Source organism: Streptomyces sp. NPDC001027, assembly GCF_040299045.1.
Lineage (GTDB): Bacteria > Actinomycetota > Actinomycetes > Streptomycetales > Streptomycetaceae > Streptomyces.
The window spans coordinates 1-12513 of sequence record NZ_JBEPBI010000224.1 but is presented as its reverse complement, the minus strand read 5'-3'; the positions used below and the strand labels follow the sequence as shown (position 1 = coordinate 12513).

Genomic DNA, 12513 nt, shown 5'->3' with positions numbered 1-12513 from the left:
TTCTTGAGTGGAGTTTTGTTGTGTGCTGTTTGGTGTTCCCTCTTGCGCGGCCGCGTCCCGCCTCCACCCCCGCCGCGGCCCCGCCTCCCACCTCCCGCGGCCCCGCCTCCCACCTCCCGCCGCGCCGCGGCGCCCACCGGACCCTGCGGCGCCCCTTGCCGTGCCGTGGCGTGCTGTTCGCCGCACGGCGCCCTGCGATGCCGCCCCTCGCCGTGCCGGGCCGCCGTCGCCGCGTCGGGCAGGGCCAGGCCCCCGTCTGCCGCGCCAGGCCGGGGCGGATCCCGCTGTGCCGCGTCGCGTCGTCCGCGTCGTGCGGTGCCGCATCCCGCTGTGCCGCGTCGTGCCGTGCCGTTCCTGCTGCCGACATGCGGATCGGCCTCTGTCGCAGGACGCTGAGGGCATGGGCGATCCGACGCGGCATCCGCACATCGTGGTTCATCCCCCGGCGCTGGACGGGTCGCGCCGGGTCACCTCGGGCGACGCCGTCCTCGGGGTCGCCTCGCATCTCGACGACGTCGTCGAGCTCCTGCGTCTGGCCGATCTCCTCGACCGGACCGCGGTGGAGCGCGGCGACCTCGTCGAATGGCAGGGCGGCGGCCCCGACGACTGGCCGGGTCTGTCGCAGGAGCACCACGAGAGGTGAGTCGCGGGCGACGGTTCGCGAGGCGGCCGCAGAGGCGGTCCGGGGGTCCCGGGAGTCCCGGGTCCGCCGGGAGTCCCGGGTCCGCCGGCACGGGGGCGGCGGACCCTGCCCGATCCGGGCGACGGACGCGGAAGGGGCGGCCCGTTCCGAGGACGGGCCGCCCCTTCTTCCCTTCTTCGCACCGTGCGTCCGGTCAGACCTTCAGCGTCCTGATCGCGGTGGGCGCGTGCCCGGGCTCGGTGGCGAGTTCCCCGAACTCCACGACGTCGCCGATGTCGTTGGTGACGCTCATCGCGATGTCGGTGACGCGCTCCAGGATCGCCTCGACGACGACCGGCACCCGGAACTCGGCCGCGAGCTTCTTCGCCTGCTCGAAGGCGGCTCCCAGCTCGGCCGGGTCCGTGACCCGGAGCGCCTTGCAGCCCAGCCCCTCGGCGACCTTCACATGGTCGACGCCGTAGACGCCCAGTTCGGGCGAGTTGACGTTCTCGAACTCCAGCTTGACCTGGAAGTCGATGTCGAACGCCCGCTGCGCCTGCCGGATCAGCCCCAAGTAGGCGTTGTTGACGAGCACATGGACGTAAGGGATCCGGTGCTGGGCGCCGACCGCGAGCTCCTCGATCATGAACTGGAAGTCGTAGTCCCCGGACAGGGCGACGACCTGTGCCCGCGGGTCCGCCTTGGCGACGCCTAGCGCCGCCGGGATCGTCCAGCCGAGCGGCCCCGCCTGGCCGCAGTTGATCCAGTGCCGCGGACGGTGCACGTGCAGCAGCTGGGCGCCGGCGATCTGCGACAGACCGATGGTGCTGACGTACCGCGTCTCGGGCCCGAAGGCCTTGTTCATCTCCTCGTAGACGCGCTGCGGCTTGATCGGGACGTCGTCGAAGTGCGTACGGCGCTGGAGGGTCGCCCGCCTGTGCTGCGCGTCGGCCGCCCACGCGGAGCGGTCGGGCAGCGCGCCCGCCGCCCCCGCTTCCCGCGCCGCCTCGACGAGGAGCCCGAGCGCCGCCTTCGCGTCCGACGCGATCCCGTAGTCCGGGGCGAAGATCCTGCCGATCTGGGTGGGCTCCACGTCGATGTGCACGAAGGTGCGGCCGGCCGTGTAGACGTCGATGCGGCCGGTGTGGCGGTTGGCCCAGCGGTTGCCGATGCCGAGGACGAAGTCGGACTCCAGGAACGTCGCGTTGCCGAAACGGTGCGAGGTCTGCAGGCCGACCATGCCGGCGTTCAACTCGTGGTCGTCCGGGATCGCACCCCAGCCCATCAGCGTCGGCACGACCGGAACGCCCGTCAACTCGGCGAATTCCACCAGCAGTTCAGTGGCGTCGGCCGTGATGACGCCACCGCCCGCGACGACCAGCGGCCGCTCGGACGCGTTCAGCATCCGCAGCGCCTTCTCGATCTGCGGGCGGGTCGCGGCCGGTTTGTACACGGGCAGCGGCGCGTACGTGTCCGGGTCGAACTCGATCTCCGTCTGCTGGACGTCGACGGGCAGGTCGATCAGGACCGGGCCCGGCCGTCCGGAGCGCATCAGATGGAACGCCTGCTGGAAGACGCCGGGAACCTGTGCGGCCTCCAGGACGGTGACCGCCATCTTGGTCACCGGAGCGGCGATCGCGGCGATGTCGACGGCCTGGAAGTCCTCCTTGTGGATCACGGCAGTCGGCGCCTGGCCGGTGATGCACAGGATCGGGATCGAGTCGCCGATGGCGGAGTACAGCCCCGTGATCATGTCGGTGCCCGCCGGGCCCGACGTGCCGACGCAGACCCAGATGTTGCCCGGATGGGTCCGGGTGTAGCCCTCGGCCATGTGCGAGGCGCCCTCGACATGGCGGGCCAGCGTGTGCTCGACGCCCCCGGCGGCCCTGAGCGCCGCGTAGAAGGGGTTGATCGCCGCGCCGGGGACACCGAACGCGTTGGTGACGCCCTCGAGCTTGAGGATCTCGACTGCCGCACGGGCAGCGGTCATACGAGCCATGGAGTACTCCTGCTTCGACTGCTTCAGATGGTTCAGCTGTCGGATTCGCTCTCCCGTCGCGCCCCGCGGTGAGCCCTTCCCTGTGTTTCCGCTTGCTTCCGCTCACTTACTCCCGTTTCCGCCTATTTCCTCCCGTTTCTGTCCATTCCGGCTGCGTTCCGCGGCGCCTTGCGACGTGCACCTTCGAGTTATTTCCGTAATGTGGAAAATCTTTTCTGCTATCTGGAAGCAATGTAAAGCGGGGTGCGAAGGTCGTCAAGAGACGGACAGGCGGGCGCCCGAGGAGGACGATGGGGGCCATGTCCGAGAGCGTGCCGGTGCGCTGCCCGGCCTGCCGGCGGCAGCACCACTACACCGCGCCGTCCTATCCGTGCGCCTGCGGCGCCCCTGTCACGCCGGTGCTCGACCGGCGGGCGGCCCCGGACGCCGTCGCGCACCGGTCGTGGGACGACGAGTGGATCGCCCTGCCGTGTCCCGCGTGCGGACGCCGGGACCAGTGGCCGCACCCCGAACTGGGCTGCGCCTGCGGGACGGTGCTGCGCCTCGCCGTGACCGACCCGCCTGCGGACGCGCACGCCGAGCCGGCCGCCGATCCCGCCGCAGACCCCGCCGCGGGCCGCTCCTGCGCGGACCCCGCCGCCGGGCCGGGCCCGGAGCCGGTACCGCCGTCGCCCGCGGCCGCGCCCGCGTCCGCGCCGGACCCCGCACCGCCCGGCCCCGGGCCGACGTCGACCACGCACACCGCGACCTCGCGGACACCCGCGCCGCAGCCCCGGCCGCAGACGCCTCAGCCGCGCACCCCGAACTCGCGAACGCCGGCGGCCCCGACACCCGCCGTCCCGCGGAGCGCCTTCCGTCCCGTCGCCATCCGCACGGCCCGCGACGCGGTCACCTCGGCGGCGCTCTATCTGAACTGGCTCGGTCACGGGGACGTCCGACGGGCCGACCAGCGCCCCACCTCCGGCATCGGCCTCGCCTCGCGCGGGCTCCTGGCCCAGGTGGACCCGAGCGTGCGGCCCGCCTCGCTGCGGGACGTGGAGTGCCTGTGGCTGACGGCCATGACCGAGTCGGCGGAGTGCGTCTACTTCTCGCTCGCCGGATACGCGGACGACGCCTGCGCCCGAGCCGACCAGCTGCGCGTGCCGCTGTTCGTGCTGGACCTCACCGGCACCCCGCAACCGGTCAACGCGACGGCCGACGCCCTCGCCGCCCGCGGCGGCTGACGCGGCCGGGGCGGCGAGAGCGGCCGGGGCGGCGAGAGCGGCCGGGGCGACGAGAGCGACCGGGGCGTGCGGGGCGTGCGGGGCGTGCGGGGCGTGCGGGGCGTGCGAAGTCTTCCTCGAAACGCGCTCCTACAGCGCGTACTTCTCGCGCAGCTCGATCTTGCGGACCTTGCCCGACACGGTCATGGGAAAGGCGTCCAGGATCTGGAGCCTGCTCGGGATCTTGTAGTGCGCCAACCGGCCCTCGCAGTGCGCGCGCAGCTCCTCCAGCGTCAGGGGGGCCGCCGGGTCCGCCGGGATCACACAGGCGAGGACCTCCTCGCCGTACCTCTCGTGCGGGACGCCGACGACCTGGACGTCCCTGATCCCGGGGTGGCCGTACAGGAACTCCTCGATCTCGCGCGGGTAGATGTTCTCCCCGCCTCGAATGATCATGTCCTTGATGCGGCCGACGATCTCCACGTAACCGTCTTCCCGCATCACCGCCAGGTCCCCGGTGTGCATCCAACGTCCCGCGTCGATCACCTCGGCGGTCTTCTCGGGCTCGTTCCAGTAACCGAGCATCACGCTGTATCCGCGGGTGCAGAGCTCACCGGCGACGCCGCGCGGCCGGGTCACGCCGTCCACCGGGTCGACGACCTTCACCTCGATGTGCGGCAGGGCACGGCCGACGGTGCCGGTGCGATGCTCCAGATCGTCGTCGCGGTGGGTCTGGGTGGAGACGGGCGAGGTCTCGGTCATGCCGTAACAGATCGACACCTGCGCCATGTTCATCTCGGCGACCACCCTCTTCATCACCTCCGCCGGGCACGGCGAGCCCGCCATGATGCCGGTGCGCAGCGTCGACAGGTCGTACGCCGCGAAGTCGGGCAGGTTCAGCTCGGCGATGAACATCGTGGGCACGCCGTACAGGGAGGTGCACCGCTCCTGCTGGACCGCCTCCAGCGTGGCCTTCGGGTCGAAGGACGCCGCCGGGACGACGATGCAGGCGCCGTGCGAGGTGGCCGCGAGGTTCCCCATCACCATGCCGAAACAGTGGTAGAAGGGCACCGGAACGCAGACCCGGTCCTGCTCGGTGTAGGCGATCGCCTCCCCCACGGAGTAACCGTTGTTGAGAATGTTGTGGTGGGAGAGGGTGGCTCCCTTGGGGAAGCCGGTCGTGCCCGAGGTGTACTGGATGTTGACGGGGTCGTCGCAGGACAGCTCGCCCGCCCGGGCCGCCAGTTCCGCGCTCCGCTCCGAGGCGCCGCGCCCGAGGAACGCCGTCCAGCTCGGATCACCGATGTACACCGTCTCCCGCAGCTGCGGACATCGGCCGCGCACCTGCTCGACCATCGCCCGGTAGTCGCTCGTCCGGTGGCTGAGAGACGCGAACAGCAACGAGATTCCGGCCTGTTTCAGGACGTACTCGACCTCGTGCGTGCGATAGGCCGGGTTGACGTTCACCATGATCGCGCCGACCCGGGCGGTGGCGTACTGAACCAGCACCCACTCCGCGCAGTTGACCGCCCAGATGCCCACCCGGTCGCCCTTGGCGACCCCGCTCGCGAGCAGCGCGTACGCCAGCCGGTCGACGTCCGCGCCGAATTGGGCATAGGTCCAGCGCCGCCCGGACGGCACGTCGACCAGTGCCTCGCGGTCCGGCCAGGCCGCCACGGCCCGGTCCAGGTTCTGCCCGACGGTGTCGCCGAGCAGCGCGGTCGTGCTCGTCCCGTGGGCGTACGAGGAGGCGGCATACGAGGAGGCGGGCGTGGGGGCGGTCGGAGACGCGGACGGCGAGCCGGGCGCCGCAGCGGTCTTCGAGGCCGGGGAAGCGCCGTTCACCGGAAGTCCTCCTCGCGGTACTCGTCCGCGGAACCCGCCGCCGTCGCCTCGCGCAGCTCGATGCGGCGGATCTTGCCGCTGACGGTCTTGGGCAGCGGCGCGAACTCCAGCCGGCGGATCCGCTTGTAGGCGGCGAGCACCTCGCGGGAGTGCTCGAAGAGCACCTTCGCCGTGTCCGGTCCCGGCTCCCAGCCCTCGGCGAGGACGACGTACGCCTTGGGCACGGCGAGGCGCAGCTCGTCCGGGGCGGGGACCACGGCCGCCTCCGCCACCGCCGCGTGCTCCAGCAGCGCGCTCTCCAGCTCGAAGGGGCTGATCTTGTAGTCGGACGCCTTGAAGACGTCGTCGGAGCGGCCGACATAGGTGATGTATCCGCTCTCGTCACGGCTTCCGACGTCCCCGGTGCGGTAGTAGCCGCCGGCCATCGCCTCGGCGCTGCGGTCGGGGTCGCCGTGGTAGCCGGTCATCAGGCCCACCGGCCGTTCGGACAGGTCGAGCGCGATCTCGCCCTCCGTCGCGCCGGGCGCGCCCGACACCGGGTCGAGCAGCTCCACCCGGTATCCGGGGGCCGGCCTGCCCATCGAGCCGGTCTTCAGTTCCTGGCCGGGGCTGTTGGCGATCTGCACGGCCGTCTCCGTCTGGCCGAAGCCGTCCCGGACGGTCACCCCCCAGGCGCGGCGGACCTGCTCGACGACCTCGGGATTGAGGGGCTCGCCCGCGGCCACCGCCTCGCGGGGCGGGGTGCGCAGCTGGGTGAGGTCGGCCTGGATGAGCATGCGCCAGACGGTGGGCGGGGCGCAGAACGTCGTCACGCCCGCCCGGTCCATCTCCGCCATCAGCCGGGCCGGGTCGAAACGCGTGTAATTGTGGATGAAAACGGTTGCTTCGGCGTTCCACGGGGCGAAGAGATTGGACCAGGCGTGCTTGGCCCAGCCGGGCGAGGAGATGTTGAGGTGGACGTCGCCGGGCCGCAGCCCGATCCAGTACATCGTCGACAGATGGCCGACCGGGTACGAGGTGTGGGTGTGCTCCACCAGCTTGGGCCGGGCGGTCGTGCCGGAGGTGAAGTAGAGCATCAGCGGGTCGTCGGCGAGCGTCGGGCCGTCCGGGGTGAAGCCGGCCGGGGCGCCGTAGGCCTCCTCGTACGGCTGCCAGCCCTCCGGCGCGCCGCCGACCGCGATGCGCGTGTAGTCGCCGGGGACGTCGTCGAACTTGACGGCGTCCGCGGACCGCACGAGGACGTGCCTGACCCGGCCGCGCTCCACGCGGTCGGCCAGGTCGGCGGGGCCCAGCAGCGGCGTCGCCGGGATGACGACGGCGCGCAGCTTCATCGCGGCCAGCGCCGTCTCCCAGAGTTCGGCCTGGTTGCCGAGCATGACGAGGATGCGGTCCTCGGCGACCACGCCGCGGCCGCGCAGCCAGTTCGCGATCCGGTCGGAGCGCTCCGACAGCTCGGCGAAGGTGCGGCGCGTTTCGGAACCGTCTTCCTCCACGATGTGCAGGGCGGTGCGCTCGTTGCCGTCGGCGATCGCGTCGAACCAGTCGAGGGCCCAGTTGAACCGTTCGGGACGGGGCCACTCGAAACGCTCGTAAGCGGTTGTGTAGTCCTCGCGGTGTTCCAGCAGGAAGTCGCGGGCTCTACGGAAGAGCTCCGTCGCGGTCATCTGTGTCCTCCTCGGTGCCGGACCATTGCCGGGCGGCTCTCCGCCATCGTGTAATCCGTGATGCAGGTCTCACTACCCCCGAACGGGGGTGTGCGGCACCACGCCGCGCGGAAAGGGCGAGAACGTGGCAGCAGACGCGGCCGGAACGGTGGAGATTCGCGGTGCGCTGGTGCGGCTGCGCCGGGAGACCGGGCTGCCGGTCGCCTTCGGCGGTCTGGTGGAGCCCGGCCGGCAGCGGATGCGGATCAGCGAGTTCAGCGGCGCGGCCGGGGTCGCGCTGCGCGGGCTGGCGGTGACGTCGGGCAACGGTCTCGGCGGCAGGGCGGTGGCGCTGGCCCGTCCGTGTGCGGTGACCGACTACTCGCTCTCCCGGCAGATCAGCCACGAGTACGACGCGGCCGTCGCCGAGGAGGGGCTGCGCTCGGTGCTGGCGATCCCGGTGGTGGTGCGGCGCCGGGTGCGCGGGGTGCTGTACGGGGCGCTGCGCACGGCGCAGCCGCTCGGCGACCGCACGCTGACCGCGGCGGCGCAGGCGGCACGGGACGTGGAGCAGGCGCTGGTCGTCGAGGACGAGGTGCGCGCTCTGCTGACGGAGGCCGGGCCGGGCGCCGTCGCGGGCGAGGGGGCCGCCGCGGGCGAGGGCCGAGCCGCCCTTCGGGAGCAGGTGCGCGAGGCGCACGCCGCTCTGCGGGCCCTGGCCCCGCGGATCGCCGACCCCGCGCTGCGCGCCGACCTGCTCGACGCCTGCGGGCTGCTGGCCGCGGGCGCCCCGCAGGAGCCGTCGGGGCGGCCGGTGGCGCTTGCCCCGCGTGAGCTGGACGTGCTGGCGTGCGTGGCGGCGGGGGCGACGAACGGGGCGACCGCCGAGCGGCTCGGGCTGCGGGTGGAGACGGTCAAGGGCTACCTGAGATCGGCGATGCGCAGACTGGGCGCGCACACCCGGGGAGAGGCGGTGGTCGCGGCCCGCAGGGCGGGTCTGCTGCCGTAGCGCGGGCGGTCGGCGCGCTCTTCGACCGGGGTGCGGCAGACGGCCGGCGCGGCGGGCGGAGCACGGCGGAGGCAGCGATCACATCCGGCCAAGGAGGCCCGTCACGACAAGTAATCATTCACTCACCGTTGCGATGAATTTCCGTATGCGTCACGTTGTTATATCCCTCACCACGATCCGCCTCCGAATTTCAAAGAGTCGTTGCCTAGAATTTGGCCCGGACACGACACTCGGAGGGGAGCGGTGACCGTGCAACGGGACTTCAAGGAGCCTGCCCGATGCCGCCCCGACCTGGTCATCGGCAGGGAGGAGCTGGTCACGGCCGCCCGTGACCAGCTGACGCGCGGCGGCAGTGTGCTGCTGCACGGCCCGGCCGGAATAGGAAAGTCGACCGTGCTGCGGGCATTGGCCGCGGATTACGGCGACGCGGCGCGCACCGTCCTGCGCTGCTCGGCGACCGAGTCCGAATCCCACCTCCCGTTCCTGGCCCTGGCGGACCTCTTCGGCCTCGTCCTGGACGAGATCTCGGACAAGTTGCCCGCCGCGCAGCGCACCGCCCTGGAGTCGGCCCTGACCGGCCGCGGCGAGTCGACGCTGCAGCGCGACGGCCTCGCCCTGCGGCTGGCCGTCCTGTCGGCGCTGCGCGTCCTCGCCGCCGCCGGCCCCGTCCTGCTCGTCGCCGACGACCTGCAGTGGCTGGACTCGGCCAGCGCCGAGCTCCTCGGCTTCGCCGCCCGCCGGCTCGGCGACACCCCCGTCCAGCTGCTGTGCGCGGTCCGCACGGACGGACAGGAGTACGACCGGCATCTACGCGCGTCCCCGCCCGACACCCTCGCCGTCCGCCTCAACCCGCTCTCCCGCAACCAGGTCTCCGCCCTGCTCGACCACCGCGGCTACACCGACCTGCCCCGCTCCACGGTCCGGGAGATCCACCGCACCAGCGGCGGCAACCCGCTGTTCGCGCTGGAGCTCGGCCGCGCCCTCGGCGAGAACCCGACGCCGCCCCGCCCGGGCGAGCCGCTGCCGGTGCCGACCTCGCTGCGCGCCCTGGTCCTCAGCCGGCTGGACATGCTCTCCGACGAGGCCCGGCGCACCCTGCTGGTGGCCAGCGCCGGCGCCCGCCCCACACTGGCCCTGCTGCACGCGGCCGGCCGCGAGAACGCCGAGGCGGAGACCGCGCAGGCGGCGGCCCTCGGCCTGCTCGCGACCGAGCCGGAGGGCCCGGCCGTCCGGTTCGCGCATCCGCTGATCTCCGCCGCGCTGTACGCGGAGGCCCCCGCGCACGAGCGCCGCGCCGCGCACGCCGCGCTGTCCACCGCCGCCTCCGACCCGATCGAGCGGGCCCGCAACCTCGCCATGGCCACCACCGGCACCGACCCGGAGGTCGCCGCCCGGCTCGCCGAGGCCGCGGCCCTGGCCCGCGACCGGGGCGCCCCCTCGGTGGCCGCCGCGCTCGGACTGCTCGCCGCCCGGCACACCCCGCCGGACGGCGCGCCCGGCCCGGACGGCCACCGGCTGTGCGCCGCCGAGGACGCCATCACCGCCGGCGAGGTGGACCTGGCGCGGGACATCGCGCGCGAGGTGCTGACCCGGGCGACCGTGCCCGCCGACCGGATCCGCGCCTGGGAGGTGGTCATCGAGGCCGCCGGGCAGGCCCTCGGGGACGTCGACGCCGTCTTCCCGCAGGCCCTCGCCGACGCGGGCGACGACCCCCGGCTGCTCGCCCTGGTCCACTACCACCTCGCCTGGCGCAAGCTGATCGTCGAGGGCGACTTCTCCGAGGCCCGGCAGGAGGCCGCGCACGCGGCGGAGCTGGCGGCACGCGGCGACGACCGGCGCACCGAGCTGATGGCGCTGTCGTTCCAGTCGTCCACCGAGACCCTGATGGGCCATCCGAACGCGCCCGCGACCATCAAACAGGCCATGAAGGAGCCTCAGGACCCCTACGTGGCCTGCCACCACAACGGCGTCGGCGCGGCCAGGTTCCGCTGGCTGATGATGAGCGACCAGCTGCCCGAGGCCCGGTCGACCATCACCGCGCTGCTGCGCGAGGTCCGCCGGCGCGGCATGGTCGAGAGCGAGGTGCACTTCCAGCGTTTCCTCGCCGAGACCGAACTGCGCTCCGGGCACTGCGGACGCGCCCTCGACCTGGCCCGCGAAAGCCTCCGGCTGGCCCGTGACTCGGGCATCGGCCTCGGCGCCTCCGCGATGCTGGCCTCCCTCGCGGAGGCCTCGGGCGGCGACGTCGGACAGGCGCTGGCGCTGGCCCGGGAGGCGGCGGGGCGGGCCGAGGAGGACGGCGACCAGATGTACCTCTCGCGCGCCCTGGCCGCGCTGGGCCACGCCCAGTTCGTGGCCGGCGACGCGGCGGGCGCGGTCGGCTCGCTGCGCCGGGTGCGCGAGCTGGAGCAGGGCCTCGGCATCACCGACCCGGCGCGCGGGCGCTGGCAGGGCGACCTGGCCGAGGCGCTGGTCCGGGTCGGCGAGCCGGGCGAGGCGCAGGACGTCATCGCCGTGACGCGCGAGCACGCGCTGCGGCTGGACCGGGAGAGCGTGCTGGCCGTGCTGGACCGGGCGGAGGCCCTCGTACGGGCGGCGCTCGGCGACCACGAGGGGGCGCTGGCGCGGCTGACGTCCGTTCAGGACCGGCTCGCCAAGCTCGGCTACGGGCTGGAGGAGGCGCGGGCGGCGTTCGCGCTGGCCCGGCTGCGCACCGGGCGGCCGGGACCGACGTCGTACGACGAGGCGGCACGGCTGTTCCGGCGGTGCCGGGCGCTGCCCTGGCTGCGTCAGGTGGACGAGGCCGCCGCGCACGGCGCGGGCGAGCCGGCCGCCGTCACCGCGCAGACCCCGCCCTCCGACGCGCTGGCGGGACTGGCCGCGATGGAGCGTCAGGTCGCGGCGCTCGTCATGGAGGGGGCGACCAACCGGGAGATCGCCGCGCGGCTGTTCATCAGCGTGAAGACGGTCGAGGCGACCCTGACCCGGGTCTACCGCAAGCTGGGGATCCGCTCGCGGGTGGACATCGTCCGGTTGGCGGCGGGGCGTCACGCGAAGTGAGGATCGCGCGGGTTAACTGCCCCTCGGGGGCGACCCGCGCGCAGGACGTCCCCCGGAACGCGGGTGCTGCGACGGCGCTGTGGGACCGAGGGTTTTCCCTGCCCCAACTCCCTTAGGGGGTTCCCTCATTGGGGACGCCGGGCACCGGGTCCTAGCGTAAGGGACGTGCCGCTCGCCCGGGCACACGGGGGTCGGTCCCGCGACCCCCGTGCACACCCCCCACACCCGCGCGACCCCCCACCGGCAACCCCTCGAGGAGTTCCATGTTCGGGCTCAACCGCGTGAAGAGAACCGCCGCCGTCGTCGCGGCGACGGCCGCCACGGCGGCGACCGTGCTGCTCGGCGCCCCCACCGCCGTCGCAGCCCCGCAGCCCATCGTCGGCGGCACGACGACCACGACCACGGCGTATCCGTTCATGATGCAGATCACGGACGCCTCGCAGGACCAGTTCTGCGGCGGCACCCTCGTCTCGGCGACCAAGGTGGTCACGGCGGCGCACTGCATGGTCGGCGAGACCACGAGCAGCGTGCGCGTCGTCGGCGGCCGCACCTACCTCAACGGCGCCAACGGCACCGTCAGCCGGGTGAGCAAGATCTGGATCAACCCGGGCTACACGGACGCCACCAACGGCGACGACGTGGCCGTCCTGACCCTGTCGACGTCGATGCCGTACACCAAGGCGTCGTACGTCTCCTCGTCCCAGACCGGGGTGTACGCGGCCGGCGCCACCGCCCGCATCATCGGCTGGGGCACCACCTCGGAGAACGGCAGCTCCTCCAACCAGCTGCGGACCGCGACCGTCCCGATCGTGTCCGACTCCAGCTGCAAGAGCTCCTACGGTTCGGACTTCGTCCAGACCGACATGGTTTGCGCCGGATATCCCTCCGGCGGCACAGACACCTGCCAGGGCGACAGCGGCGGTCCCCTGCTCATCGGGGGCGTCCTGGCAGGGATCACTTCTTGGGGCGAGGGTTGCGCGGAAGCCGGTTACCCGGGTGTCTACACCCGGCTGACCACCTTCTCCAGCCTGGTGACCGCACAGGTCAACTCGTAATCACCGGGCAGCCCCCGAGAAACTCCTGAGGATCCCTCAGGGAAAGACCAGGGGGCGCTGCGAGCCTCCACGAGCGGC

8 protein-coding genes are annotated in these 12513 nt (G+C 72.9%); 5 read left to right on the top strand and 3 right to left on the bottom strand.

Annotation, left to right across the window (positions count from 1 at the left end):
- The first annotated feature begins 400 nt into the window (after positions 1–400).
- Complete coding sequence (locus ABT300_RS35095) at positions 401–643, top strand: hypothetical protein (protein ID WP_351684602.1); 243 nt, start codon at positions 401–403, stop codon at positions 641–643.
- Between the two features lie 193 nt (positions 644–836).
- On the opposite strand, the gene gcl is transcribed toward ABT300_RS35095, so the two are convergent.
- Positions 837–2621, bottom strand: coding sequence for a glyoxylate carboligase (gcl, locus tag ABT300_RS35090; RefSeq protein WP_351684599.1), 1785 nt, complete (start codon positions 2619–2621; stop codon positions 837–839).
- A gap of 299 nt (positions 2622–2920) precedes the next feature.
- On the opposite strand from gcl, the gene ABT300_RS35085 reads away from it, so the two are divergent.
- Positions 2921–3844, top strand: coding sequence for a hypothetical protein (locus tag ABT300_RS35085; protein ID WP_351684596.1), 924 nt, complete (start codon positions 2921–2923; stop codon positions 3842–3844).
- Between the two features lie 129 nt (positions 3845–3973).
- Here ABT300_RS35085 and ABT300_RS35080 read toward each other — a convergent pair whose 3' ends face one another.
- Both ABT300_RS35080 and ABT300_RS35075 read right to left on the bottom strand, forming a co-directional pair.
- Complete coding sequence (locus tag ABT300_RS35080; protein ID WP_351684605.1) at positions 3974–5539, bottom strand: AMP-binding protein; 1566 nt, start codon at positions 5537–5539, stop codon at positions 3974–3976.
- Between the two features lie 125 nt (positions 5540–5664).
- Positions 5665–7332, bottom strand: a complete 1668-nt coding sequence (locus ABT300_RS35075) for an AMP-binding protein (RefSeq protein WP_351684593.1) — start codon at positions 7330–7332, stop codon at positions 5665–5667.
- Positions 7333–7456: 124 nt separating this feature from the next.
- Between ABT300_RS35075 and ABT300_RS35070 the strand changes: the two genes are divergently transcribed.
- The 3 genes from ABT300_RS35070 to ABT300_RS35060 all read left to right on the top strand — a co-directional run bounded on the left by ABT300_RS35070 (position 7457) and on the right by ABT300_RS35060 (position 12435).
- Positions 7457–8320, top strand: a complete 864-nt coding sequence (locus ABT300_RS35070; protein ID WP_351684590.1) for a helix-turn-helix transcriptional regulator — start codon at positions 7457–7459, stop codon at positions 8318–8320.
- Between the two features lie 243 nt (positions 8321–8563).
- A complete protein-coding gene (locus tag ABT300_RS35065; RefSeq protein WP_351684587.1) occupies positions 8564–11380 on the top strand; it encodes a helix-turn-helix transcriptional regulator in 2817 nt (938 codons plus the stop codon).
- Positions 11381–11643: 263 nt separating this feature from the next.
- Positions 11644–12435 carry a S1 family peptidase gene (locus ABT300_RS35060; RefSeq protein WP_351684585.1) on the top strand — a complete coding sequence of 264 codons (792 nt, stop codon included), beginning with the start codon at positions 11644–11646 and terminating at the stop codon, positions 12433–12435.
- The last annotated feature ends 78 nt before the right edge of the window (positions 12436–12513 follow it).